General features: G+C 45.9%; 23 protein-coding genes. 11 read left to right on the top strand and 12 right to left on the bottom strand.

The window, feature by feature from the left end; genetic code table 11:
- Positions 1-65: 65 nt before the first annotated feature.
- Both ACFSVM_RS24360 and ACFSVM_RS24355 read left to right on the top strand, forming a co-directional pair.
- A complete protein-coding gene (locus tag ACFSVM_RS24360; RefSeq protein WP_090724996.1) occupies positions 66-1,154 on the top strand; it encodes a 5-methyltetrahydropteroyltriglutamate--homocysteine S-methyltransferase in 1,089 nt (362 codons plus the stop codon).
- Positions 1,155-1,178: 24 nt separating this feature from the next.
- Complete coding sequence (locus ACFSVM_RS24355) at positions 1,179-2,669, top strand: aldehyde dehydrogenase family protein (RefSeq protein WP_090724994.1); 1,491 nt, start codon at positions 1,179-1,181, stop codon at positions 2,667-2,669.
- 163 nt (positions 2,670-2,832) lie between these two features.
- Here ACFSVM_RS24355 and ACFSVM_RS24350 read toward each other — a convergent pair whose 3' ends face one another.
- The 3 genes from ACFSVM_RS24350 to ACFSVM_RS24340 form a co-directional block, all read right to left on the bottom strand.
- On the bottom strand, positions 2,833-3,564 hold the full coding sequence (locus tag ACFSVM_RS24350) for a hypothetical protein (protein ID WP_090724993.1): 732 nt from the start codon (positions 3,562-3,564) through the stop codon (positions 2,833-2,835).
- 294 nt (positions 3,565-3,858) lie between these two features.
- A complete protein-coding gene (locus ACFSVM_RS24345) occupies positions 3,859-4,164 on the bottom strand; it encodes a hypothetical protein (protein ID WP_090724991.1) in 306 nt (101 codons plus the stop codon).
- Entirely contained in the window at positions 4,145-4,900 is a 756-nt protein-coding gene (locus ACFSVM_RS24340) for an SDR family oxidoreductase (protein WP_090724990.1), read from the bottom strand. The genes ACFSVM_RS24345 and ACFSVM_RS24340 overlap by 20 nt, the downstream gene beginning before the upstream one ends.
- Positions 4,901-5,025: 125 nt before the next feature.
- On the opposite strand from ACFSVM_RS24340, the gene ACFSVM_RS24335 reads away from it, so the two are divergent.
- On the top strand, positions 5,026-5,574 hold the full coding sequence (locus ACFSVM_RS24335; RefSeq protein ID WP_076314204.1) for a TetR/AcrR family transcriptional regulator: 549 nt from the start codon (positions 5,026-5,028) through the stop codon (positions 5,572-5,574).
- Positions 5,575-5,686: 112 nt separating this feature from the next.
- Here the strand turns inward: ACFSVM_RS24335 and ACFSVM_RS24330 are convergent, their stop codons facing one another.
- Positions 5,687-6,361, bottom strand: a complete 675-nt coding sequence (locus ACFSVM_RS24330) for a class I SAM-dependent methyltransferase (protein WP_090724988.1) — start codon at positions 6,359-6,361, stop codon at positions 5,687-5,689.
- A gap of 204 nt (positions 6,362-6,565) precedes the next feature.
- Here ACFSVM_RS24330 and ACFSVM_RS24325 point away from each other — a divergent pair, with 204 nt between their 5' ends.
- Positions 6,566-8,392, top strand: coding sequence for a hypothetical protein (locus tag ACFSVM_RS24325; RefSeq protein ID WP_090724987.1), 1,827 nt, complete (start codon positions 6,566-6,568; stop codon positions 8,390-8,392).
- Between the two features lie 27 nt (positions 8,393-8,419).
- Here ACFSVM_RS24325 and ACFSVM_RS24320 read toward each other — a convergent pair whose 3' ends face one another.
- Together ACFSVM_RS24320 and ACFSVM_RS24315 are read right to left on the bottom strand one after the other, a co-directional pair.
- The gene (locus ACFSVM_RS24320) at positions 8,420-8,851 is read right to left on the bottom strand and encodes a hypothetical protein (protein ID WP_090724985.1); all 432 of its coding nucleotides are present in this window, start codon (positions 8,849-8,851) and stop codon (positions 8,420-8,422) included.
- Positions 8,848-9,054, bottom strand: a complete 207-nt coding sequence (locus ACFSVM_RS24315; RefSeq protein ID WP_076314208.1) for a helix-turn-helix transcriptional regulator — start codon at positions 9,052-9,054, stop codon at positions 8,848-8,850. The genes ACFSVM_RS24320 and ACFSVM_RS24315 overlap by 4 nt, the downstream gene beginning before the upstream one ends.
- A gap of 261 nt (positions 9,055-9,315) precedes the next feature.
- Here ACFSVM_RS24315 and ACFSVM_RS24310 point away from each other — a divergent pair, with 261 nt between their 5' ends.
- Positions 9,316-9,999 (top strand): hypothetical protein, encoded by a 684-nt coding sequence (locus ACFSVM_RS24310; protein WP_090724983.1) that lies wholly within the window; start codon positions 9,316-9,318, stop codon positions 9,997-9,999.
- On the opposite strand, the gene ACFSVM_RS24305 is transcribed toward ACFSVM_RS24310, so the two are convergent.
- The 6 genes from ACFSVM_RS24305 to ACFSVM_RS24280 all read right to left on the bottom strand — a co-directional run bounded on the left by ACFSVM_RS24305 (position 9,968) and on the right by ACFSVM_RS24280 (position 16,226).
- Positions 9,968-10,837 (bottom strand): helix-turn-helix transcriptional regulator, encoded by an 870-nt coding sequence (locus ACFSVM_RS24305; protein ID WP_090724982.1) that lies wholly within the window; start codon positions 10,835-10,837, stop codon positions 9,968-9,970. The genes ACFSVM_RS24310 and ACFSVM_RS24305 overlap by 32 nt on opposite strands.
- Positions 10,838-11,082: 245 nt before the next feature.
- A complete protein-coding gene (locus ACFSVM_RS24300; protein WP_090724980.1) occupies positions 11,083-11,913 on the bottom strand; it encodes an ABC transporter ATP-binding protein in 831 nt (276 codons plus the stop codon).
- Entirely contained in the window at positions 11,913-12,944 is a 1,032-nt protein-coding gene (locus ACFSVM_RS24295; protein WP_090724978.1) for a FecCD family ABC transporter permease, read from the bottom strand. Before ACFSVM_RS24295 ends, ACFSVM_RS24300 begins: the two co-directional genes overlap by 1 nt.
- Positions 12,941-13,981, bottom strand: a complete 1,041-nt coding sequence (locus tag ACFSVM_RS24290) for a FecCD family ABC transporter permease (RefSeq protein ID WP_076314213.1) — start codon at positions 13,979-13,981, stop codon at positions 12,941-12,943. Before ACFSVM_RS24290 ends, ACFSVM_RS24295 begins: the two co-directional genes overlap by 4 nt.
- The gene (locus tag ACFSVM_RS24285) at positions 13,974-15,074 is read right to left on the bottom strand and encodes an iron-siderophore ABC transporter substrate-binding protein (RefSeq protein WP_076314214.1); all 1,101 of its coding nucleotides are present in this window, start codon (positions 15,072-15,074) and stop codon (positions 13,974-13,976) included. Before ACFSVM_RS24285 ends, ACFSVM_RS24290 begins: the two co-directional genes overlap by 8 nt.
- 63 nt (positions 15,075-15,137) lie before the next feature.
- Positions 15,138-16,226 carry an iron-siderophore ABC transporter substrate-binding protein gene (locus ACFSVM_RS24280; protein WP_076314215.1) on the bottom strand — a complete coding sequence of 363 codons (1,089 nt, stop codon included), beginning with the start codon at positions 16,224-16,226 and terminating at the stop codon, positions 15,138-15,140.
- 420 nt (positions 16,227-16,646) lie between these two features.
- Here ACFSVM_RS24280 and ACFSVM_RS24275 point away from each other — a divergent pair, with 420 nt between their 5' ends.
- The 6 genes from ACFSVM_RS24275 to ACFSVM_RS24250 all read left to right on the top strand — a co-directional run bounded on the left by ACFSVM_RS24275 (position 16,647) and on the right by ACFSVM_RS24250 (position 24,340).
- Positions 16,647-18,182 carry a malate:quinone oxidoreductase gene (locus tag ACFSVM_RS24275; RefSeq protein WP_090724977.1) on the top strand — a complete coding sequence of 512 codons (1,536 nt, stop codon included), beginning with the start codon at positions 16,647-16,649 and terminating at the stop codon, positions 18,180-18,182.
- A 237-nt stretch (positions 18,183-18,419) separates the two neighbouring features.
- Entirely contained in the window at positions 18,420-19,376 is a 957-nt protein-coding gene (locus ACFSVM_RS24270; RefSeq protein WP_076314217.1) for an ABC transporter permease, read from the top strand.
- A complete protein-coding gene (locus ACFSVM_RS24265; RefSeq protein ID WP_076314218.1) occupies positions 19,363-20,322 on the top strand; it encodes an iron chelate uptake ABC transporter family permease subunit in 960 nt (319 codons plus the stop codon). The genes ACFSVM_RS24270 and ACFSVM_RS24265 overlap by 14 nt, the downstream gene beginning before the upstream one ends.
- Complete coding sequence (locus tag ACFSVM_RS24260; protein WP_076314219.1) at positions 20,319-21,086, top strand: iron ABC transporter ATP-binding protein; 768 nt, start codon at positions 20,319-20,321, stop codon at positions 21,084-21,086. Before ACFSVM_RS24265 ends, ACFSVM_RS24260 begins: the two co-directional genes overlap by 4 nt.
- 266 nt (positions 21,087-21,352) lie before the next feature.
- A complete protein-coding gene (locus ACFSVM_RS24255; RefSeq protein WP_076314220.1) occupies positions 21,353-22,414 on the top strand; it encodes a siderophore ABC transporter substrate-binding protein in 1,062 nt (353 codons plus the stop codon).
- Positions 22,415-22,705: 291 nt separating this feature from the next.
- Positions 22,706-24,340 carry an enhanced serine sensitivity protein SseB gene (locus ACFSVM_RS24250; protein ID WP_143042115.1) on the top strand — a complete coding sequence of 545 codons (1,635 nt, stop codon included), beginning with the start codon at positions 22,706-22,708 and terminating at the stop codon, positions 24,338-24,340.
- Positions 24,341-24,525 lie beyond the last annotated feature (185 nt).

Here is a 24,525-nt window from a genome sequence, read left to right as displayed (position 1 = left end):
TATAACATGCAATCTATTTAATCGTGATATATTCAATAGATTAAAGATTTGAAGGAGAGACATCTATGATTCCATTTCGTAATGATCATGTAGGCAGCTTTTTACGTCCTGCCAACTTAACTCAGGCACGTGAGCAATATAAATCGGGCAATATCACATATGAACAATTAACGGCTGTAGAAGATAACGAGATCATCCGTATTATTGAGAAGCAGAAGGAGAATGGCATAGCAGCCGTAACGGACGGCGAGTTCCGCAGAAGCTGGTGGCATTTTGATTTTCTCGGCGGCTTGGATGGAGTAGAGTTATTTGAAGAAATAGCGGGACCGAAATTTCACAACATGGTAACTCGTAAAGGCGGTATTCGCATTGTCGGTAAAGTCGATTTCTCGACGCATCCGTTTATTCAGCATTTCGAGTTTTTGAAAAAGCACGCGGGTGATGCAGTGGCGAAACAGACGATTCCAAGTCCGAATATGCTTCTGTATCGTGTTGAATACAATGACGAAATTTATAAGGAGCGTGAATCGTTCCTTCAGGACACCATCGCGGCATATCAAAAAGCAATTCAAGCCTTCTATGATGCAGGATGCCGATATTTGCAATTAGACGATACAGCCTGGGCAGATCTGTTCTCTGAAGCGGGTCATGATAAGCTGCGTGCAAAAGGCTGGGATCCGGCGGAAGAGCTGAAAATTATGCAGCGGATGATTAACGAATCTTTGGCTCATAAACCGGAGGATTTAGTGGTGACGATGCATATTTGCCGTGGTAATTATAAATCCAATTATTTCTCAACCGGCGGTTATGATTACGCATCTGAAGTCATATTTGGAGGCTTAAACGTGGACGGGCTGTTCCTGGAATTCGACGACGAGCGTTCAGGTGGATTCGAGCCATTAAAATATGTGAATCGTAAAGATTTAAAAGTCGTACTCGGCTTAATCACATCGAAATCAGGTGAATTAGAAGACAAGGAACAAATTAAAGCGCGTATTGCAGAGGCGGCGACCTATGTACCGCTTGAACAGCTATGTTTGAGCCCGCAATGCGGCTTTTCGTCTACAGAAGAAGGCAATATTCTAACAGAAGAACAACAATGGCGTAAACTTCGTTTCGTTAAAGAAATTGCCGACGAAGTTTGGAATTCATAGATCCATACAACGGAGGGATAGAACATGACGATTCAAGCGGACAAAGAGACAATTGTAGTTGAGAACTTCATTAAGGGTCAGCGAGTAGAGTCCATTTCCCAATCAGCCAAAGAGAATCCGGCAAACCCCAATGAAATTGTCGGCTATTTCCCGGTCACCACGAAAGAGCAAGCGGCTGAAGCTATTGCAGCGGCAGCAGAGGCTTTTACAGTATGGAAGCAGAGTGCCATCGACGAACGCATCACGCGCATGCGCAAGGCCATTGAGAAAATTAGAGCAGCGGAGAATGATATTGTCCAATTGCTGTCTAGAGAGCATGGCAAGCCGCTTTATGATGCACATGGTGAAATGTATGTTGCATTGATGTGGATGGAATATGCCTGTGATCAGGCCAAGTCGGTTCTGCAGGAAGAAGTTAAAGAACATGAGACAGGTAAAACGATCATATCCCATGATCCCATTGGTGTGGTGGCGGCGATTAGCCCATGGAACTATCCCATTGCGCTGTCCACGATTAAGATCGCTCCCGCCTTACTTGCCGGCAACACGATTGTACTGAAGCCAAGTCCATTTGCCCCACTGGCAGCAACCAAAGTGGCAGAGATCATTGCGGGTGAATTCCCGGCTGGTGTGATCAATGTCGTTCATGGCGAATCCGATGTGGGCGTTGAACTGACCTCGAACCCTCTTGTCGCCAAGATTGCTTTTACAGGCGGAACCGAAACAGCCAAGCATATTATGAAGGCTGCTTCGGAAACGATTAAGCATATGACGCTAGAGCTTGGCGGCAACGATGCGGCGATCTTCCTGGAGGGCTTTGATGTTAACGATGAGCGGGCCATGCGCCGGATTGTCGTTTCTAACTTTTTGACAGCAGGCCAGATCTGCATGATTGCCAAACGTGTATATGTTCATCGATCGATTTATGATGCCTTCGTGGACAAATATATAGAGGCGGCCAATCGGTGGATTCGAATCGGGGATCCATTTGATCCGAATACGACGGTCGGTCCGGTCAATAACCTGAAGCAGAAGCAATATGTGGAGGGACTGGTTGAAGATGCGCGCAAACGCGGAGCGAAAGTCATCCCGCTGGGGCAAATTCTCGATCAGAAGCAGATTGAAGAAGGCTACTACCTGCAGCCTACGCTTGTGCTCGATTGTGACTATCGTGATCCGATTGTGGTCGAGGAACAGTTCGGTCCTACGGTACCGATCCTGCCTTTTGACGATGAAGAGCAGGTTATTGCATTGCACAATGAGAGCATCTATGGACTCACAAGCTCTGTATGGGGAAGAGAAGAAGATGCCATTCGGGTCGCACGCAGGCTCGAAGCAGGTACGACAATGATCAATACAGCTGCTGTGCAAGGGCTCGATGTAAGGTTCCCTTTTGGCGGCGTCAAACAATCCGGCGTTGGCCGCGAATATGGCGAGGAAGGCATCCTCACTTATACGGAAACACATGTCATCAACGTTCCAAAAGCATTGGACCTCCCTTATATACCAGAGTAATCTCGGTAACGTACATCCTCGATATATTAAAATGATTTTTTGAACAGGCGCTCAAATGGGGCGCCTTTTTCTTCGCATTGAAATTGAAAGAATCCATATAGCAGATGCCCTGATTCCGACAGCAATTCTTGCAAGTCATTTAAGTAAGCGTACCGGTCCCAGGTCACTTATACTCCTGAACGCTAATCACATCCCGAAAGTCGTTCATATGAAAATGATGCTGATAGACGAAGCGATCGACATCCAGAACGATATCCAAGTCTAGCTCCTTGCACATACGCTTCAGCGTATTATATAACAAGGCGATTTCTGGCTGTTCTAGCTTCTTCAGTTTGAAGTAACCCAGCGATACATGCGGCACATATGACCTGTATTCTGGAAAGATCTTCTCCATCCGGTTGTACAGATCGGTTAATATCTCGTAATCGTCCTTGGATGCGGGTACATATTTAATACTAATGACATCTTTGCCGCTGGTACTTACTCCAAGAGAACGCATCCGAATACGCTGCCCTCCGTATAGTGCGGCTATGCTCCGGAATTCTGCCGCAATGACTTCTTCCAGCTGAGCTAATTTCTCCTGAATCACCTGCTTGCCACCCGGTGTGTTATTGACATTGCTGAAGGAATGGATCGTTAAATGGAAGGTTTCAGGCTCGAGTTTCACGAGTTGATGCTCCAACACGCCAAGCAGCCGTTCCTGCGCGACCCGGCACTTTTGACGATCCGATTCAGATAATGTGATAACAGAGGTAGCACCGTAAAAATCGTTCAGTTGTCCTTCTTGCGTAATTTTGGCTGATAAACTCTCCGAAACGACCCATTCCTCCGGTCTATTATTCATATCTTGATTCCATCGTCGTTGCAGATCGGAAGCGTATGTCTCATAGTTCATGAATGTTCACCTCATCTGAATTAATTCTTTGTAGATTATCATCGTTTGATTATGGCTTATCACATTTTTTGTAAAGAATGATCTCCATCGGGCATAAAAAAACAGCGATTCTCCCATGGAGGATCGCTGTTCTATGTATTGTTCTATTTTGAGGCCAAGCGGTATTATTCTACCGAGTATTTAATCAAATTCCCAGAGACGCCTATCATTTTCTCACTAGTTCCGAAATTCCCCGGATTAGACTGGAGACCTGAGAGACCTTCCCTGCATTCTCCACAGCAAGCTTGCTGTTCTCTAGAATCTGCTCGCTTCCTGTAGCTCCTCAGCATGTGCCGCTACGTGCTGTACCATATCGATAAGCTCGTTCGAGATGTGCTGGGTAATCGGAATATTGATCGTATCTACGTGGAAACCGTAAACTTCTTCACTGATATGTACGAGACTCGGCTCGCATCCGTTAGTTAAGGCTTTAAAGTCCTGAAACTCAGGGATGAGCGGATCGCCAACACCTCCACCGGAAGAGCGAATCGTATTTGTGTCACAGGAGGGCTGACGATTGAGTATTTGAAGTACGGCTGTTTCATCCCCGCGCCATTGCATTTGAAAGAGCATCTGGAAAGTATCTGCCGGCAAAGCGTAGAAATTTAGAGAATCCCGGGACGACCCTCTTTTTATTCTGCTCCATCCCATGGATTCCGTGCTTCACCAGTGAATCTAGGCTCATGTTGGGAATAGGGCCGCCGCTGTGCATATCCGGTTGGAGACTGGTTTCCGCAACGAGAGGCGGGACAAGCTCCATCACATGAACGTTTCTTCCAGATTTCTTGAGCTGAATTCGCAGTGCATTGGTGAACATATGCACTCCTGCTTTCGTAGCCGAGTAGACCGGATGAGCGGGCGAAGAGACGTAGGACAGACCGGAGCTTACAGTGACAATCATGGCTTCGTCCTGCCTGCTCAATTGAGGGAGTAAAGCTTCTGTCATCCAGATGGTCCCGTTTAAATTCGTATCCACCTCTGCGGTAGTTCGCTCCAAATCAAGGTTGTCGTCCATCAATTCGAATGCGCGCATAATACCAGCTGAGTTAAATAAGATCGAGGCTTCTGGGTAGCGGTCACGTATGAATGCAGCCATTTCACGAACGGAGTTTGCATTAGAGACGTCACCTTGCAGTCCGATGAGCCCCTTATGTTTGCTGGTCACTTGATCGAGGGTTGCCTGATTCCGACCGATGACAATGACTGTATTGCCGCGATTCATAAACTCCAAGGCGAAGGCAAGACCAATACCGGAAGTACCGCCTGTCACAATAATTGTACGATTAGAAAGCTTCATCCAATGACTCTCCTTTTCAAGTTACATTTTTTGAATTTTGTAACAACCGAGCAAACTAAGCATACAATGCCAAGTTACAAAAATCAATAGTTGTAACCTCTGATGCCAATCTGTATAATACAATTATGAAAAATTTAAGCAGAGAGCTCATTTTACAAACCGCACATCGAATGGTCGTTGAAAACGGCATGGAGAAAGTGAATCTGTCCAAGGTCGGATCTGAGCTGGGGACAACGCACGCCGCGATCTACAAGTATTTTTCGGGCAAGGAAGAGCTGTGGACAGAGCTTGCATTATCTTGGCTGGACCATGAATTGGCGGGGCTGTTCCCATTCAATACGGACAAGTACTCATCTACGAAGGACATCGTGCACGACTGGTTATGGGAATTAAGTCATTCGAAATATGAAGCTTATATGCGTGAGACTGAAATGTTTAAGCTATATACGGCTTATATCGATGGGAATCCTAAGGTGCTCGTACGGCACATTGGCGATTTATTGGGCAGTCTGAAGGCAGCGAGCGGCATAGAGGACATTCAGCAGCTGCAGGCTATTTTGCTGGCGTTCTCTTATTTCTCCGCACCGGCTTATGCAGATAATTGGCTGAGGATTGACTTCAGAGCAGAGTTTGAATCAGTTTGGAAGCTGATTGAATCGGGGATTATGGCATAGTCGAGCATAGAGCTTGTGTTACTTCCGTATGCTGTTCGGCTTAGTGGAATAGAGGAGCGTGATTAGTCACACTCCTCTATGCCACACTTGCAACTATGGAAGATAACTTTAATCATTTTTTTCCGAAAAATACGGCAAAATCCAAATGCTTATACATACAATCTACATCTTGAAATCCCGCTTGCTCCATCCACTGGATCTGATCAACTAATTTTGCATTGATATCCAGCTTTCTTCTCTCTATGGATGCGTCAATCGCTTCCTTGCTGAGTCCACTTTCGTTAATACGCTCCAGCCAGCGTCGTCTGAACAATTCATCGTTTTGCGGAGTATTACCTGCTACTTGATCTGCATTTACAAAAATACCGCCGTCATTTAACAGCTGATGTATTGTGGAGAATAATTGCCTTTTGGCGGTGTGAGTCAAATGATGTATCGATAATGAAGAAATGACGATGTCATAGTTCTGAGAGAATGTTAGGTTCGAATAGTCCCCAACCACATATTCAATATTGCCTAATGAATGAAATCTCTCACGCGCGCCCTCCAACATTTTATCGCTCAAATCCACCAGTGTAATCTGCGAGTTAGGATATTTCTGATAGACCATGCTAGAAAATAACCCGGTACCTGCACCAAGATCAAGGATCTTTGGAGAGTCACTGCGGCTTTCAACCAAGGATAGAGCCATCCCATAAAAATCCTCAAAACAAGGGATAAGGTGTTTCCTCTCCCGATCATAGTCACGGGCAACAGCGTCAAAAAGCTTCTTCACGGATAATTCCATTCCAACTCCCCCTTATACGTTTAACTCCATTGTAAAGAATAGAGCCGTGATTGGTATAATATATAAATCAAATAAAGTTGATAGGAAATGACTATAGAGAGGTTGCAGCACAGTATAAGCCAGCAGAGCCTACAGGGCACAGGTTCATGGTATGATGGATTAATAGGAATTTTTGTCTAATATTCACACAAAGGAAGGTAACGAATGGGATTTAAAGAGGAATTTAAGCGCGAAATGAACAACGCGATGAAAGACATAGAGAAAGAGGTGCACCATACGTGGAAGCTTGATTATCAAGGGCATTCCATTGAAGTCCATCATCAGTTAAAAGAAGAACAGCTCATCATTGATGGTATGACAGTGGATAAGAACCAACGAAAATATCTGTTATCACATATTATGCCTTACTCCAGATTATCAGGTACGCTGCTAACGGACGATGGAGTGAAGCATAAGGTTACAGTTAAGCTTGGAGGATTCATACACTTTAACTGCATAATTAAGATAGACAATAAGCTCGTATTGAATAATTCACATAAGCTGGATTTCCTTCCATGGGAGCATAAAGAGCCGCTCGTTCCTTATATACAGCGACAAGTTCAGATGCACGGAACGATCATTAACGATGATTTGCCTGATGATGAATACGTGTATGATGAGAATCATCGGCGCGTAGCGGCGGGGTATGCTGATTATGGAGTCGTGGAGGTGCCGAATCCATATCACAATAAGAAGCTCATCGAACGATTCGAACAGCAGCTTACGGATCCGACGAATAAAACACGCAAGGCAACCTATGAACAAATTACGTTTGACCATATGGCAAGCAGCGCTTCAGAGTTCATCGAACGATTAGAGCAAGCCGAGCTGGATGAAGCTCTTGTAGAGCAGGAGGCCCTCTGGCTGCTTGAGCATGCAGCGCATCGGGAGGTTGTGAAGTTCGCTGTATTAGTGCTTGGGACTATACACGGTGAGAAACACAGGGACCTCTTATTCACCATTGGCTTGCATTCTGAATTCACAGCATACGTCAGCATGGCATTGAAGAACGGAATCAGAGAACCGGATCAGACGATCTTTGCGCTCGCCCAATCGACTCAGGGCTATGGCAAAGTGGCCGCTGTTGAACAGCTGGAAGCCACCACACCGGACATGAAATATTGGCTGCTGACAAAAGGCTGTGAAGGCAGCTTAGCTGCGTATTCGGCCTACACCTGTGCAGTCAAAGGAGATCTCCCAATAGCGCTGTACCAGGAGGAGATATCAAAAGAGCTTTACAATGGAGCAGGCCGTATAATTCAAACGCTGCTTGATGAAGCGGTGGATCATGACATCGATGATTATTTATTTGAGACGGCGACTCTATTTCGCTTCGTTTCCCATGCACGTCACCACTGTGAATCACTTACAGACTTCTATCCAATTATGAAAATAGATGAATTCCTCAGCTCTGAAGAAATCTGGGAAGACAGATCAGATGATGCGTGGAAGCAGCAAGAGCGTCTTTCTATTCAGGAAGCGATCCGTCCCATGGTTAACAATCCGAAATGGCCGCAGCTTGCCATGGATGCAATTGAGCAGAGAATCATTAATATAGAGGCGATTGAGGTTGCCCGGCACTACAAGCTGGACATTCGTTCCCAGCTGTTTGAGCTGCTTGATTTGAATCCAACAGATCAACATGTGTACCAAGCCATAATTCATTCAAATCATCGCGAGGATATGATGGATCTCTGTGCTTTTGCAGAACGTCATTTATTAGCTGCCGAGCTCTCAACAGAACAAGAAAAATGTCTGCGGTGCATTGTTCAAGGGCTATACGATGACGAAGGAACAGGGCTTCCATTGGTACTAGCTGCACTTGAATCAAATAAGGAGGAGCTTCAATATTCGGCCCTGAGCGTCTTAGAATGTTGGACACCTTCGGTCTGGCAAGAGCCGAGCGTACTGGCTGCAATAAAGACAATTGCAACAACAAGTAAGGATAAGGATGATCGCAAGCTTGCGAAGCAGTTGTTATCCAAGCCTTAAGTTAGAGGCAAGGGGTACGGGACTTCATCACATCTCTTTGTAGTACTTGAAACGGTAATAACTGTTACTGACAAGGATAAACAGATAGGTAAACACCAATAGCAGCAATACGATCAGCTCTACACCCATCAAGGATAATGCTAAGATTAGCGCGCCAAATACAAAGGTCATCATATCGTACGCTTTTGCTTTTGCCCGGTTGGCGATCGCCAGATTACGCTCATCGTTCTGGTCAATCTCAAGCTGCTTAGCAGCGGCGGGTGCCCGCTTCATTGCATGTTGGAGGATGACTTCTCCTATACCATGACCAAAAATAACACAGCCCACTCCTACACAAATATAAGGCAATGCTCGCAGCATACCTTCTGGATCTTCAAATGCTTTGATGAAGTACAGACCGCCTGCGAGCAGTCCTATGCCTAAGACGGTAAATATATAAGACGAAACCAATTTATTCATGCCTTCTCATCCTCCTCATAAATAAAGATTTCTTCGATACGCATACCGAAATAACGAGCAATCTTGAACGCTAACAGAATCGATGGGTTATAACGGCCGTTCTCCAGTGAACCGATCGTTTGTCGTGATACTTCAAGAGCTGCTGCTAATTCCTCTTGTTTAATTCCGCGCTGCTTGCGGATTTCTTCTAAACGGTTATTCATGTGTTCGCCCTCCATATGGAAAGTCAGCTTTACATATAGAGAGTATATCGTGCAATGCGAGCAATGTAAAGCAAACTTTCCATTGTGATTGAGGGACAGTGACCTTTCAGCCTCATCCTGAGTTTTATCGTTCAAGAGAGCATCTCGAGAGAGGTGCTTTTTTGAATTACAGCAAGATGTGAGAAGTAAAAGAAAGCGGAGGGTGTTACGTTGTAGCTGTTGATAGTTAACGACATCAGAACTCGAATGGAGGTAAAAAACATGAGTAATAAGCACAACAAAAAGAAAATGAACCGAGGCCTGACAGCTGCGGGCATTTTCCGTGGGGCGGGCTTATCAGCAGTGGTGGCAGGGCTTCTATACATCGTCATTCAGTTCATTCACCCGCCAGATGATCTGTCTTCTGTGAACTCCAGTTCTTGGGTCATGGTTGCATGCTTAACCCTTGTCATGTCTCTCTCCAGCCTAATTGGAATGACAGGGGTTTACATGAGGCAGGTACAAGAAGCGGGTTGGCTTGGTCTGATCGGTATTCTGCTGTTCGGTCTATTTTGGCTCATATCATTCGCCTTCAGCTTCATCGAAGCCTTTGTTATGCCGCTGCTAACAACGGATGCCGGAATATTTGTAGAAGGAATGTTGGGGATATTTGATGGAACGGAGAGTGCGGCTCATCTCGGAATCTTTCCGGCATTAGCCGGTTTAGCGGGCGGCATGTATATACTGGGTGGACTGCTGCTTGGCATCGCCATATTTCGGGCCAGAGTTCTGCCGCGCATGGCGGGTATTTTGCTTGCTTGTGCTGCCGCAGCGACCGTCGCCACTTCAATCATCCCTCACCCGCTGGACCGAATGATGGCAGTGCCCATGGGAGTGGCCCTAATATGGCTGGGATATGCGCTCTATGTCCGGTCTAACATTCTGAATCCGAAGGAAGCTTTTTGATGGGGGCATAGATGTGGTAACTTGAATCGAGATTGTGGACGTCATCAAATACTTGTACGAGTTCGATATCGGATTGCTCCGCTTCTTGTCTGGAGATCTTTAGAAATCTTGCATAATCCGTTTCGAGCACACTCCCAATCTCAAGCAGGTCTCCGAAGTACTTGAACCGGGCACAAAAAATCGGAGGTACATTGACCGTAAAATAAAAGGGCTTATGAATTTGAATATCGCACGGAATTCCGAACAGAACCTTGAACTGGGTGGAGTTAGGCTGGCAGTTAGAGTAAATGACATAGCAGGGGCCATTTATGCTCTCATCAATCTGACTTAATAATAGCTTCGCATGATCACGAATTCGCTCTTTATAATCGGCTATGGCTAAATCTACCTCAAAGGCAATGCCGCTGAGCTGGATTTCATCTAATTCGATGAGGGTAAAGTCGGTAACGATATCACCGTTGATGTTTTTAATGGGTCTTTTGACAACTGCAGGGACAGGGGTTGGAGAGATCGTATGAGTTCCTGCCCTCAGAGAGCGGGGAGCTACGCCGTAATGTCGTTTGAAAGCGCGGGTAAAGGAGGCTTGGGTACCAAAGCTGAGCTCATAAGCGATGTCCGTTAGAGACATGTTATGGTTTTGTATCAACGTAACAGAAGCATTCAATCTTCTGGATAGAATGTATTGATTTAACGAACAGCCCATCATTGCAGAGAACAGCCTGTGGAAGTAGTACTTTGATATGTTAAAGGAGGCTGCAACAGATTCCACGGACAAATGCTCATGCAGATGTTCCTCGATATAAATTAATGCCCTATCTACTGCCTCATAATGGTCCATGAATAACTCCTTTGCTCAGGTGTTCTCTGATCATTTTTGTAGTAAGTATAACGTAGCCTGAGGGATACACACCATCCTTTTATTTGATCCAGATCATTTCCAATTTAGATGTTCGATCTGTTCAAATACGGCCGAATACAACTTCTAAGGTTTCGCAAAAAGAATGCAGAACGTACAGAAGGCACCCGAGCGGGTGCCTTTTGTATGTTCTGTATGTAATTCTTACACGAATCCTTATACAAGCTCTAAGCGTCTTGGAATTCTCTGGTCAAGGCTGCATTCACATGATATCGTCCCTTCGGCACGATCAATGGTGAACCGGATACAGGATCTTCAATGACTGTGCAGTCCAGTTCAAATACATCCTTGATCAGTTCACTCGTAATGACCTCCGATGGCCGTCCCTCAGCGATGAGCTCTCCCTTGCGAATCGCATAGATATAATCCGCATACCGTGCAGACAGATTGATGTCATGAAGAACCATCACAATGGTTGTCCCGTGCTTCCGGTTAAGATCGGTAAGCAGATCCAGGATCTCCACCTGATAGGTGATATCGAGAAAGGTTGTCGGCTCGTCCAGAAAAAGAATGTCCGTCTGCTGAGCGAGTGCCATCGCAATCCAGACGCGTTGTCTTTGACCGCCGGACAGCTCATCTATGCTGCGGTTGGCAAGCTCCGTAATCTTCATGATCTCCATCGCTTCTGCTACAGCTTCAGTATCCTTCTTCGTCCATCCCCCAAGAAGGGACTGATGGGGGAATCTGCCCCGGCCGATCAGATCGGCGACAGAAATTCCTTCAGGGACGATAGGGGACTGCGGCAGCAGTCCTAGGATACGCGCCAAAGCCTTAGGAGGAATCTTACTGATCGACTTCCCGTCCAGGGTCACTTCTCCAGCTTCCGGCTTGATTAGCTTGGCGAGCGTTTTGAGCAGTGTCGATTTACCGCAGGCATTAGCCCCAATAATGACACTAATCTGATTACTGGGAATGATCAGGTTGATATTCTCAATAATCGTTCGCTGCTCATAACCCGCTGCCAATTGATCTGCTTGAAATACGTGAGTCGGTTTCATTAAAAATCTCCCTTTCGATTCATTCGGATGAGCAGATAGATCAGATAAGGCGCTCCGAGGATTCCAGTGATGACGCCCACAGGGAATCTAGTCTCAAAAGCAAACTGTCCGATTAAATCTGCTGCCAGAACCAAGATAACTCCGACAAGACCGGCAGGAATGACAGTAGAGTAACCTGCACCGACAAGTCTTTTGGCAATCGGTCCAGCCAGAAAAGCGACGAAGGCAATCGGTCCTGTAGTGGCGGTAGCGACCGCAATCATACAGACGGTGCCGAGAATCAGCGCTATTCGCGTTCTATCCGTATGGATACCGAGAGAAGTAGCTGCCTGCTCGCCAAGCTCTAGCAGGCTCAGATGTCTGCCTAACAAGACAACGATCGGTGTACATACAAGTACCGTAATGATTAGTGGCGGAAGCTCGTCCATCTGGGCGCCGTTAAGTGTACCGCTTAGCCAGCGGTACGCAGAACCGATGTCATGCTCGGAGCTGATCCGCAGCATATAAGATATGACGGAGCCGAGCATAGCATCAAGACCAATACCGACAAGAATTAAACGCCCGAATGAGAAGGACTTTTTATGAGATAACAGATAGAGAAGCATGACCGTAGCCAGACCGGCGATGACAGAGGCAATAAAGATAACCGCTTCACTCGTATGAAGAATGAGGATACAGTATACAGCCGCTGCACTTGAGCCTGAGGTAATGCCGAGTACGTTCGGATTCGCAAGCGGATTGCGAAGCATGGTCTGGAAGACGCTTCCGGCTAGACCGAAGGCAAATCCAGCGAACAAGCCTGCCAGCATCCTCGGCAGACGGATCGTCTCAATCGCGAATGTCGCACCCTTGATATCCTCACCCGATAATACTCGTGCGATCACATCCACCGGATAGATCGTATTCCCAAAATAGAGCATCAGGACGCACAGCACAAAAGCAATAGCAGCAAGTGTTGTCGTTACCAGCACATATTGGCGGCGTCGCTGACGTCTGCCGGATACAATTAAATTGATCGTATTATTCATCATAAGGCACGCACTTTCGATCTCATCGCTAGTATGATTAGAATCGGAGCGCCGACGAAGGCAGTAACGATACCTACTTCAAGCTCTCCGGGTCTTCCAAGGATTCTTCCAATCACGTCGGATCCGGTTAATACGATCGCTCCTGTCAGCGCAGACATGGGAATGAGATAACGCTGGTCAGGTCCGATCATCAAACGTATTAGATGTGTCGCCAGAAGTCCGACGAATGCAATCGGCCCCGCAAGTGCCGTTACTGTACCACATAGAATAACCGCAGCGAATGACGCAATTAGACGCAGAACTCCGGTCCGAACACCGAGGCCGGTTGCTGCTTCATCTCCTAGTGCCAGCGCATTCAGTGCAGGAGCCGTAAATATGGCGATTAGAAAACTAATTAATAGGAAAGGAAAGAAGATCCCGATATCGCTCCAATTTGCTCCCCCGACGCTTCCCACCTGCCAGTAGCGAACCTGATCCATCACGTTCGAGCGTGGAATCATAATGGCGCTTACTAGTGAAGAAAGGGCAGCACTAGTAGCCGCCCCCGCTAACACGAGTTTAACAGGTGTGGGTCCGCCTCGTCCAAGCGAGCCGATCCCCATGACAAACATCGCAGTAACCGCCGCGCCGATACAGGCCATCACGATAAATTCATTAGGCGAGCCAATGTTCAGGAATGCAATTCCGGCAACAACAAACAAGGATGCACCGGTATTTACACCGAGAATACTTGGATCGGCAATCGGATTGCGCGTGACTGCCTGCATGAGGGCACCGGCAATACCGAGTGCACCTCCGCATAAGAGACTGAACACGGTTCGGGTAATTCGCTGCGCAATGACGTTGGCATCATAGGACTCGCTGCTTGGATGGAACAACGCGTCCATTAATTCTTTAAGTCCGATGACTCTTGAACCGAATGCAAGTGATGCCACCACGCAAATACCGAGAACAATCACGCTAAGAATCAGGACCACTACAAAATGCTTCGGTGCGGGCGAATTCTGCGGCTTGTCTGTTAATGTCGCTGGATTATTCATTGACTTTCTTAGCAGATGCATCGATCAATTCCAAATATTCATCAATCGTACTTGCGATTGAAAGTGGATTTGGGTTACCTGCAGCTGCAAGCGGTGTGTTGTCTCCGATCACGACAACCGAGCCTCTTTCAATAGCTGGGACTTTGCCAAGGAGTGGATCTGCTTGGAGGGCACTAAGCAGGTTCTCGTCTCCATAGGTAACGATGATGTCCGTATCTTTAAGCGCATCTGCATTCTCTGCACTTAGCTGCAGATAGAAGCTGTCTTCCGACACTAGACTTGCAAGTCCTTCCGGGAACGTCATGCCGAGCTCCATCAGGAAGTCTCCGCGAGGGTCACCTGGCGCGTATACCGAGAGCTGAGACAGGTCGGTTGGAGTAATATATACGAAGGCAGCTGTCTTACCTTGAATATCTGGATACGCGGATGATTTCTCCTTGATCAGGTTCTCTGTGTCTTCGATGAGCTTCTCGCCTTCTGCCTGCATACCCATTCCCATTGCGTTATACAGAACTTGATCCTGCCAAGTGGTTACCCAGGCTGTCTCTTGATAAGGAATAACCGGAGCAATTTGGCTCAGCGTATCATAATCTTCTTGTGTAATACCCGAGTAAGTAGCGAGAATGACATCAGGAGCGGAGTCAGAGATGGCTTCAAAATCAAGTCCGTCTGTATCCTGATAGACATTCGGATTCGTTACGCCAAGCTCATCCAGCTTCTCCTTCGTCCAAGGCAGCAGTCCGCTGTCGTCTTGTACACCGTAGTTCGCTGCAGAGAAGCCAACAGGTACAACGCCAAGGGCAAGTGCAACATCATGGTTACCCCATTGGATGGTAGCTACACGTTCAGGCTTGCTCTCAATCGTTGTTTCGCCAAAAGCATGCTTAATTGTGATGGGATACTGGGTAGCATCCGCATCCTCTTCGGTTACCGGTGTTTCCGTCTGAGGTGCTTCCGCTGCTGAAGAATTTGCAGGAGCTTCATTCGCAGTTGAAGTTGAATCGGACTCCTGGGCTCCGCAGCCCACAAGTGCAATCGCAAGTATTGCCGATACCGCGATTGTTTTTATAGAGTATTTCTGAGAGTCTTTCATAATACATACCCTGCCTTTTTGAATTTATATTTTTATGGAGTGAGTCAGTTTAGTAAATTAGAACTATTCGACCTTGCTGATTGCTTCTGAGATGAGATCCAGGTAATCATCAATCGTATAAGCGATGGACAGAGGATTCGGATTGCCGGCAGCCGCAAGAGGTGTGCCGTTACCGATAAATACAACGGAGCCTCTCTCGATGGCAGGAATTTTACCAAGCAGCGGATCTGCCTTGACAGCTTCATACAAGTCCTCGCCGCCATATCCAACAATGAGATCTGCATCGTTCAGTACATCAGCATTCTCTGCACTTAGGCTCAAGGAGTAGCTGGTTTTGTCTTCAATCTGTGATGTTACGCTCTCAGGATATTCCATTCCAAGCTCAATCAGGAACTCGCCGCGTGGATCTGTAGGTGTATACACATGCATTTTGGACATATCGTCAGCCGAGAAGTTAACCCAGACGACTTTTTTGCCTTGCATTTCAGGGTGTTCACTTGCTTTTTCTTTAATCAGATTCTCGGTATCCTTAATAAGCTGCTCGCCTTCTGCCTTCATGCCCATGCCTGTTGCGTTATACTGCACTTGCTCACGCCATGTTGTAAGCCATGGAGCTGTCGGATAGGCGACAACCGGAGCAATTTGACTAAGAAGGTCATAGTCTTCCTGCGTGATCCCCGAGTAGGCTGCAAGAATGACATCAGGATCAGAGTCGGATATAGCCTCGAAATCCAGTCCATCCGTATCCTGGTATACATTAGGCTGATCTACACCAAGCTCTTTCAGCTTCTCAGCCGTCCAAGGCAGCAGTCCACTGTCATCCTCAACGCCGTAATTGGCCGCAGAGAATCCAACAGGTACAACGCCGAGAGCAAGAACAACATCATGGTTCGCCCATTGGACCGTAGCTACACGCTCCGGCTTACTCTCAATAACGGTTTCGCCAAAAGCGTGCTTGATCGTGATCGGATATTCGGATGCTTCATCCTCGGTAACCGGTGTTTCAGTTTGAGGTGCTTCCGTAGTTGTAGAAGTGGCAGGTGCTTCTGTTGACGTGGAAGTAGAATCGGTCTGCTGGGCTCCGCACCCGACAAGTGTAACGGCTAGTATTGCGGATATTACGATGGTTCTCAGAGAAAAGTTCTGTTTCATTTACGTACCCGTCCTTTATCTATTTATATTTTTTAATGCATTACTAACCTTAAATGGGTGACCAGCGTAGGATATTATGTATGATAATGATTATCAATATCGTAAAACATATAATCCATTTGCCGTATTGTCAATAAAAATCTACTACAATTCTACTAATAGGTAGGGATTTTAGTTCAAAGAGGACGCAATATTTAAGTTTCTGCCATCGGATTTCTCGGAGTTTACACTTTTTAAACCGAATTTAATCGTTTATAATTGTCTGAGAAGAAACACGGAATATTCTACAAAACATGGCACCGGATATGATATGGTAATAGTAGAAGATGTTAGTTCCAAGGTGACGCCCTTGCTGATTGCGACATTTATAGCAGAGCGCTGCCCTTTTTTTACAAATATAGGCGATGAGGAAGGGTTTCAATGAGTGACATACGGATGAATACAGACGTGATCTTGATTGGTGCCGGAGTCATGAGCGCTACCTTGGGTTCATTACTCAAAGAGCTGGCACCTGAATGGAAAATCAAAGTGTTTGAGAAGCTAGGAAGCGCAGGAGAGGAAAGCTCTAATGAATGGAACAATGCCGGCACAGGGCATGCTGCTCTGTGTGAGCTCAACTATACTTCCGAGAAGCCTGACGGATCTATAGACATCAGCAAAGCGACGAAAATCAACGAACAATTTCAGCTATCTAAACAGTTCTGGTCTTATCTGGTCAAAAGCAACTTAATTCGTAATCCGCAGAAATTTATCATGCCCATCCCGCATATGAGTCTGGTGCAAGGGGAGAAGAACGTATCTTATCTGAAGAATCGTTTTAAAGCGCTCTCACAGCATCCGTTATTCCAAGGGATGGAGTTCTCCGATGACCCTGTACAGTTAAAGAAATGGGTACCGCTTATTATGGAAGGACGCACATCCAATGAACCGATCGCAGCGACCAAAATTGACTCGGGGACAGATGTCAACTTTGGCGCTTTGACGCGCATGTTGTTCGATCACTTGAAGAGACAAAATGTCGAGCTTCACTACAAGCACAGCGTGAAGGACATAAAACGAACTAGCGACGGACTATGGCAAGTGAAGGTTCATAACTTAAGCAGCAACAAAACAGAGTACCACACAGCGAAATTCGTCTTTATTGGCGGTGGCGGAGGAAGCTTACCGTTACTGCAGAAAACAGGGATTCCTGAATCCAAGCATATTGGCGGATTTCCGGTCAGCGGACTGTTCATGGTGTGTAACAACCCTAAAGTGGTGGAGAAGCATCATGCCAAAGTATACGGCAAAGCTAAGCTTGGAGCCCCACCAATGTCTGTTCCGCATCTGGATACAAGATACATCGACGGCAAGAAGTCCTTGCTGTTTGGTCCGTTTGCAGGCTTTACACCGAAATTTCTAAAGACGGGTTCCTATTTCGATCTGATTGGTTCCGTCAAACCGAACAATATCCTGACGATGCTCTCGGCAGGTGTGAAGGAAATGGCTCTTACCAAATACTTAATTCAACAGGTTATGCTGTCCAATGAGAAGCGGATGGAGGAGCTGCGCGAGTTCATTCCGAATGCGAAGACCGAGGACTGGGGAATCGTGGTGGCTGGTCAGCGTGTACAGGTCATCAAGGATACAGAGACCGGCGGCAGAGGAACACTCCAATTCGGAACAGAGGTTGTTAGTGCCTCGGACGGCTCCGTTGCTGCGCTGCTTGGGGCATCACCTGGCGCTTCCACGGCAGTGCATGTCATGCTGGAAGTATTAGAGAAGTGCTTTCCGCAGCAGATGAAGGGCTGGGAGCCAAAGATCAAGGAGATGATTCCTTCCTATGGCGTATCGCTGGTAGAGAATCGTGCGATGCTCCAAGAGATCTCTACATCAACGTCCAAGATATTAGGTCTTGGCAGTATCGAGCAGGCGTCTATCAAACCGTCTCCCATGAAGCTTAATGGAAGCATGTAATAGCTGCTGCTGTGCAGCACTAAAAATGTCTGTTTTATCATAAAACATCAGATAGAGGCCTTGGATCCGAGTATGGATTCAGGGCCTCTTGCATATATAGATCAAATGGCTCTAATCAAATTTTATATGGAAAATGGTTTGATAAAAGAGAGTTATTAAAATATAATTGACCCATACTCAGAATGATAATCGTTATCAATTGTCATAAAGAGAATACTTATAACATGAGGAATACTTATGAGACTATGGATGTTAATAGCGGCAGCCGTAGTCCTGTCTTTTGTTTCGCTGTTTATTGGTGCGATTGATATTAACATCTTTGACCTGTTCAACGGTAATTCGGATAAGATGCAAATTTTCCTTATCAGTCGGGTACCCCGCTTAATGGCAATCATACTGGCAGGCATCGGCATGAGTATCGCGGGATTGATTATGCAGTCCTTAAGCCGCAACAAATTTGTATCACCCACGACAGCGGGCACGCTTGATGCAGCGAAGCTGGGCATCTTGATATCAATGCTCTTCTTTGCGAATGTAAGCTATACGTGGCAGGTCATCTTCTGCTTTGTTTTTGCACTTGCAGGCACTCTGGTATTTATGAGAATTCTGGATCGAATTAAATTTAAGGATGTTATCTTCGTACCGCTCATCGGGATTATGTATGGTAATATTCTATCCTCAATCACGACATTCTTCGCTTATGAAGGGGATTTGCTTCAAAATATCTCTTCATGGCTGATGGGCAGCTTCACCCTTGTTATTGCAGGGCGCTATGAGCTCTTGTACCTGAGTGTTCCGGCTGTTATCCTGGCGTACTTATATGCCAACAAATTTACGGTTGCAGGCATGGGCGAGGATTTTGCCAAGAATCTAGGTCTGAGCTACAAAACAGTGCTGAATATAGGACTTATCTTAGTTGCGATTATTGCTACAACTGTTGTGCTGACCGTTGGTGTTATACCGTTCCTGGGACTTATTGTTCCTAACATTGTATCACTGTATCTGGGGGATAATCTGCGCAAAACCATTCCGCATACCGCAGCACTTGGTGTAGTATTCCTATTGGCTTGTGATATTGTGGGGCGCATTGTAATTCATCCTTTTGAAATTCCAGTTAACGTAACGGTGGCGGTAATTGGCAGTGCGATCTTCTTATTTATGTTGTTTAGGGGGAGAGCATATGCAAAAAAATAGCACAAAGTTAATTCTACTAGGGGTTGTTGGCCTTGCATGCATTCTGCTCTATGCCTTCTATGATATAAAAGGCGGGTTTGATTATGCCTTCCCAAGACGCATGGTCCGCATCGGGGCTATGGTTGTAACAGGTATCGCTATCGCATATTCAACCGTTGTATTCCAGACGATTACGCGTAATCGGATTCTGACGCCGTCTGTTATGGGTTTGGATTCTATGTATGAGGTCGTGCAGACTTTAATTTATTTCTTTGCCGGCTCCATGTCGGTATGGGTGCTGAATAAGTACTTGAATTTTGGCGCGGCGATTGCTGCTATGGTTCTATTCGCGCTCATCTTGTACCGGTTCCTGTTTAGGGCAGACAAGCATCCCATTTATTTGCTGCTATTAATAGGAATGATCTTGGGCACACTGCTCGGAAGCTTCGTCACCTTCTTGCAGGTATTGATTGATCCGGTAGAGTATCTAAGCCTTCAAAGTCGTCTCTTCGCGAACTTTACCAATGTTAAGGTCGATTTGTTGTACGTGTCTATTGTGATCTTGGGCATAGCATTTATTTATGGTTATCGTATTATGCACAAGCTCGACGTCATGTCACTGGGCCGTGAGAATGCGATCAATCTTGGTATTAACTATGATGGCATGGTCATGAGAGTGCTGATCCTGTCTTCGGTGCTGATTGCGACATCTACTGCGCTGGTCGGCCCAATCACGTTCTTTGGACTCATTGTGGCCAATCTCGCTTATCAATTTATAGTGACCTATAAACACTCTATATTAATTCTGGGGGCCAGCCTAATTAGTATAATCGCGCTGGTCGGCGGACAATTTCTCGTCGAGCATATACTGGAGCTGCGCACCACACTGAGCGTCATCATTAACTTTGTCGGTGGAATCTACTTTATATTCTTATTACTCAAAGAAAGCAGGGCGGCTGGAAGATGATCGAAATCAAAGGATTAACGAAGCGATATGGCAAGAAGCCTGTTGTAGAGGACGTGTCAGTAACAATTGAATCAGGGCTGATCACATCGTTCATTGGTCCGAATGGTGCGGGTAAATCTACCCTGCTGTCCATGGTCAGCCGTTTGCTTGATTCGGATACAGGGGAAGTATTTATCGACCAAAATGATGTGAAGAAGTGGAAGTCGAGCGAGTTCGCAAAGCGGGTATCCATACTGAAGCAGTCAAACTTTATTAATGTGCGTTTGACGGTGCGTGAGCTGGTTTCCTTTGGACGTTACCCTTATTCCAAAGGGCGGCTTAATGCAGAGGATGAGCAGTTCGTAGACCAAGCAATTGAATATATGAATCTTGCTGATATGCAGGACAAGTATTTGGATGAATTGTCAGGCGGACAGAAGCAGCGAGCATTTATTGCCATGGTCATTGCACAGGATACGGACTATATTTTGCTCGATGAACCACTGAACAACCTGGATATGAAGCACTCTGTCCAAATTATGAAAATTCTACGCAAGCTCGTTGATGAGCTGGGCAAAACGGTCATTATCGTGCTCCATGATATCAACTTTGCCTCCGTGTATTCTGACCGGATTGTGGCGCTTAAGGATGGCAAGCTGGTGAAGGACGGGCCGACACATGAAATTATTAATACCGAGGCTCTGCGTGATATCTACGATATGACGATTCCGGTTCAAGAGCAGAATGGTAACCGTATTTGTGTCTATTTTGATGCCCAATCCTAAGTGAAATAGAGTTCCTGATTATAGGCTGAGGAGCAGCTAAAACAGCTGATTTCTCAGCCTTTTTTTAAGATGATCGCTTTAGGAGGGGGCAGCATAAACCAATAAAATTGAACAATTTATTAAATCTCGTATAAGAAATCATGAGAACTTTGTAAAAAACGTTTGACTTATCATGCTTTAAAGCAATATAATGAGAATCGTTATCAACAATATGATAATGATTATCATTATAAATAAGAGAAACGAAAAGGGGAGAGTTAGTGATCATGAAAAAGTGGAAATTTACTTCTGCAATACTTGCCATCGCTTTGATGCTCGGAGCATGCGGAACAACGGAAGAAGGTAGTACAGCGGAAGGAACGAATGAAACGGCAGTCGTTGAGAATGAGACAACGGCAAGCGGAAATGAAGCAGCTGGTGAAGAGACAGCTGTAGAATCAACGGCTACATACCCGCTAACCGTATCTCCTACGGTTGGTTCATCTGAAAGTGAAGAGAACGGAACGATCAACTTTGAAGATGTTACTTTTGAAAAAATGCCAGAGAAAGTCGTTGTATTCGACTATGGCTTCTTAGATACACTAAATGCACTGGGTGTTGAAGGAATCGTTGGTGTTGCTAAAGACTCCACTTTGCCAGCTCACCTTGAAAAATTTGCATCCGATGACTACGTAAGTGTAGGCGGACTCAAGAGCCCGCTGTTGGAAGATATCGCAGAGCTTGAGCCAGACGTGATCTTCATCTCTGGTCGTCAATCTGCTTACTATGAAGAGCTGAAAGAGATTGCTCCCGTCCTCTTCGTGGGTACACAGCAGGATGACTACTGGAACACTTTCCTTGCTTCTGTGGACACGGCAGCCAAAATCTTTGGCAAAGAAGCAGAAGCTAAAGAGTACACTGCGAAATTCGATGCAGCTCTAGAAGAGATCAATACGCTTGCAGGCAACTTTGAGACGTCCCTGGTGACAATGTACAATGAAGGCAATCTGTCAGGATTCGCCTCCGAATCCCGCTTTGGATATATGTATGAAGTATACGGATTCAAGCCAGTAACAGAGGATATCGAATCTTCATCCCACGGCTCTAACTTCGGCTTTGAAGCCATCCTGGAATTCAACCCTGAAGTATTGTTCGTTATCGACCGTACCGCAGCTACAGGCGGCGAATCGAATATCGAAGCCGATATGGAAAATGACATCATCAAGAAAACAACCGCTTACCAGAACGATCGTGTCGTTTACCTTGACGGTCCACTGTGGTACCTGAGCGGCGGCGGCTTGGAATCTGAGCTTGCTAAGATTGAAGAAATATTGGCTGAATTGAAATAATCTAAATGAATAAAGACTGCTACAGAAAAGGGTAGATCCTTAAGTAGCAGTCTTTTTTTTAAGGGAACTAATGAAGAAACCTTGAACATATAAACCGGCTTTGCCCTTGCTGATAGGTGCAAAGCCGGTTTATTGTTGAAGAATAGTACGGATAAGTGATAGAGAAGGTAGAATCTATGTTACATTATGTATAGAGCCCTGTATGAAGCTGGGAAACAGCAGAGCCGAATGAAGCCCGAGATGATATTTGATGAGGAAGCTCACTACAACTTCAGAGACGGAGGGAATGGGATGAACGAGAAACGAAAGGACGAATTAGGAAGAAGGTTTTTGCTAAGCCCCTATATTTTAATAGATGAGTGCAATGAACTGGAAATACAAGAACTGATCTTTCTCATTCATTCAGGTAAACACCTCAAGACAAAAGAGGCAGCTCCAGCGAAGCAGCTGGATGAGAGAATCAGTCTGTTAATTAACGTGCTGCACGAGAAAGTAAGAGACGCAGAAGCGTTATACATAGCCTATGAGAAAAAGACGAATTACCCTTACATTGATGCAGAGGATCGCATCTGGATGTTCTCAACAGAGGAATATGCATCGCATGCAGCCGATTATTTCATGCAGCAGCAGCTGATGCTGGAGATGAAGCGGGTTAACAAGGAAGATCTGATGAAGATGTTTGGCGAGCTTCACATGCTTGGGCTGCAAAAAATACTCGTAGATAATGGGCAGTACCACACCTTGCTGGATCGGGATGAACTGCTGCCGCCACCGGAATTTGGCGATACACCCGAGATTAATATTCCTGTAACCAATCCAGATTTGCAGCATGCTATTATTCGCTTCTTTCAATTCATTGGCACCAGACGGAGCGGAGAAGGAGCAAAACAGCTGGCCAAGGAGTTTGAGGCCAAGATGCTGTATGAAGTGATTCGTGCCAAGTATCTAGTCCCGATGCAGCTGGAGGAAAAAGTGCCGTCTACGCCAGATGAGCAGGGCAGAAAGACGATCAAGGAAGGTGCAAGAATCCAATTTGCCGTACTGGGCGGCGAGGGTGATTCGAAATGGCTGCCGGTATTTACAGATTGGAAAGAGTTTGAGAAGGCTTACGATAAGAAGGTGTGGAGCAGCAACATTGCTACATACGATGACATCGTGGCGATATCAGCAAGAATGAATGGAATTGTCGTGAATTGCAGGGGGATTCCGATTCCCATCCATGAGAAAAACAAACAGATGATTGAGGCGTACAGACAGGAGCTTGATTCGGCTTCGGCTGAAGCTTCTAAGGAAGCACCAACCGAGGCTGTACAAGAGAGTAATACAGATGATGTGCCAACCGAAGCAACAAGTGACGCGCCAGATCGAACATCTGATGCAGTGCCGAATGAGGTGTCGAGACAAGCTTTAAATGATGCATCAGCAGATGCACCGATTAAAGCAGCAACAGATGTAACCATTGACCCATCAGCAGGAGCACAAAATGATAGCCAAGCTGATCGCGAGACAAAGAGTAGCATAGACAATGGAGCTCAGAACGAAAGTGCAGCCCCAGTTGAGACGAAGCATTCACCTTCTGCCGCGGCAATTGAGGAAGTGAAGGTTCCTCAAGGAACAACGCTGCGGATTGGTGAACCTAGTGAGGTGCCAGAACCTCTCTCCCACTCGTTAAAGGCCTGTCTGAAGAAGCAGAAGGGCGTTAAGAAAGCCTACTTAAAATGGATGGTAAAAGGAGAAGAACAAAGCTATCTCCTCATCGTCGATTTCGAGGGGAGTCAGGCAGAGCTGTTCAGAGACATTGCCCAAGCAGCTTCGCCTTATCTGAACGGATCATTGCTTGATATTACCGATAGCAAGGGCTGGGCTGCCGAACATCTCAGGGATGCGGAACCATTTTATAAGAAGAAACGGTTTGGATTTATTTGATCTAAATAAACGATGGAAGACTAGCAAGTGAATATTTAATATCTATCCTGTCCAAAATAGTAACATTTAATAGACAGGAGATCTTATTTATGAATGTAACTTGTCCTTCCTGTAAAAGAATAGTGAAGATCAAAAAAAACGGAAACGGAAGATGCGAATGTGGAGCTAATATTAAAGTGATAGAC

It is taken from the genome of Paenibacillus shunpengii (assembly GCF_042684905.1).
In the GTDB taxonomy this organism is placed as follows: Bacteria; Bacillota; Bacilli; order Paenibacillales; family Paenibacillaceae; genus Paenibacillus; species Paenibacillus shunpengii.
The sequence above is the reverse complement of the archived record's forward strand: the minus strand, read 5'-3'. Positions and strand labels throughout refer to the sequence as shown.

Excerpts from the sequence above, each read along its gene's own strand:
- ACFSVM_RS24350 (WP_090724993.1), bottom strand. The coding sequence starts at position 3,564 with ATGAACTATGAGACATACGCTTCCGATCTGCAACGACGATGGAATCAA.
- ACFSVM_RS24305 (WP_090724982.1), bottom strand. The coding sequence starts at position 10,837 with ATGGACCATTATGAGGCAGTAGATAGGGCATTAATTTATATCGAGGAA.
- ACFSVM_RS24250 (WP_143042115.1), top strand. The coding sequence starts at position 22,706 with ATGAACGAGAAACGAAAGGACGAATTAGGAAGAAGGTTTTTGCTAAGC.
- ACFSVM_RS24270 (WP_076314217.1), top strand. The coding sequence starts at position 18,420 with ATGAGACTATGGATGTTAATAGCGGCAGCCGTAGTCCTGTCTTTTGTT.
- ACFSVM_RS24300 (WP_090724980.1), bottom strand. The coding sequence starts at position 11,913 with ATGAAACCGACTCACGTATTTCAAGCAGATCAATTGGCAGCGGGTTAT.
- ACFSVM_RS24315 (WP_076314208.1), bottom strand. The coding sequence starts at position 9,054 with ATGAATAACCGTTTAGAAGAAATCCGCAAGCAGCGCGGAATTAAACAA.
- ACFSVM_RS24295 (WP_090724978.1), bottom strand. The coding sequence starts at position 12,944 with ATGATGAATAATACGATCAATTTAATTGTATCCGGCAGACGTCAGCGA.
- ACFSVM_RS24345 (WP_090724991.1), bottom strand. The coding sequence starts at position 4,164 with ATGCAATGGCGCGGGGATGAAACAGCCGTACTTCAAATACTCAATCGT.
- ACFSVM_RS24335 (WP_076314204.1), top strand. The coding sequence starts at position 5,026 with ATGAAAAATTTAAGCAGAGAGCTCATTTTACAAACCGCACATCGAATG.
- ACFSVM_RS24330 (WP_090724988.1), bottom strand. The coding sequence starts at position 6,361 with ATGGAATTATCCGTGAAGAAGCTTTTTGACGCTGTTGCCCGTGACTAT.
- ACFSVM_RS24320 (WP_090724985.1), bottom strand. The coding sequence starts at position 8,851 with ATGAATAAATTGGTTTCGTCTTATATATTTACCGTCTTAGGCATAGGA.
- ACFSVM_RS24255 (WP_076314220.1), top strand. The coding sequence starts at position 21,353 with ATGAAAAAGTGGAAATTTACTTCTGCAATACTTGCCATCGCTTTGATG.
- ACFSVM_RS24260 (WP_076314219.1), top strand. The coding sequence starts at position 20,319 with ATGATCGAAATCAAAGGATTAACGAAGCGATATGGCAAGAAGCCTGTT.
- ACFSVM_RS24290 (WP_076314213.1), bottom strand. The coding sequence starts at position 13,981 with ATGAATAATCCAGCGACATTAACAGACAAGCCGCAGAATTCGCCCGCA.
- ACFSVM_RS24325 (WP_090724987.1), top strand. The coding sequence starts at position 6,566 with ATGGGATTTAAAGAGGAATTTAAGCGCGAAATGAACAACGCGATGAAA.
- ACFSVM_RS24275 (WP_090724977.1), top strand. The coding sequence starts at position 16,647 with ATGAGTGACATACGGATGAATACAGACGTGATCTTGATTGGTGCCGGA.
- ACFSVM_RS24280 (WP_076314215.1), bottom strand. The coding sequence starts at position 16,226 with ATGAAACAGAACTTTTCTCTGAGAACCATCGTAATATCCGCAATACTA.
- ACFSVM_RS24265 (WP_076314218.1), top strand. The coding sequence starts at position 19,363 with ATGCAAAAAAATAGCACAAAGTTAATTCTACTAGGGGTTGTTGGCCTT.
- ACFSVM_RS24340 (WP_090724990.1), bottom strand. The coding sequence starts at position 4,900 with ATGAAGCTTTCTAATCGTACAATTATTGTGACAGGCGGTACTTCCGGT.
- ACFSVM_RS24285 (WP_076314214.1), bottom strand. The coding sequence starts at position 15,074 with ATGAAAGACTCTCAGAAATACTCTATAAAAACAATCGCGGTATCGGCA.
- ACFSVM_RS24360 (WP_090724996.1), top strand. The coding sequence starts at position 66 with ATGATTCCATTTCGTAATGATCATGTAGGCAGCTTTTTACGTCCTGCC.
- ACFSVM_RS24355 (WP_090724994.1), top strand. The coding sequence starts at position 1,179 with ATGACGATTCAAGCGGACAAAGAGACAATTGTAGTTGAGAACTTCATT.
- ACFSVM_RS24310 (WP_090724983.1), top strand. The coding sequence starts at position 9,316 with ATGAGTAATAAGCACAACAAAAAGAAAATGAACCGAGGCCTGACAGCT.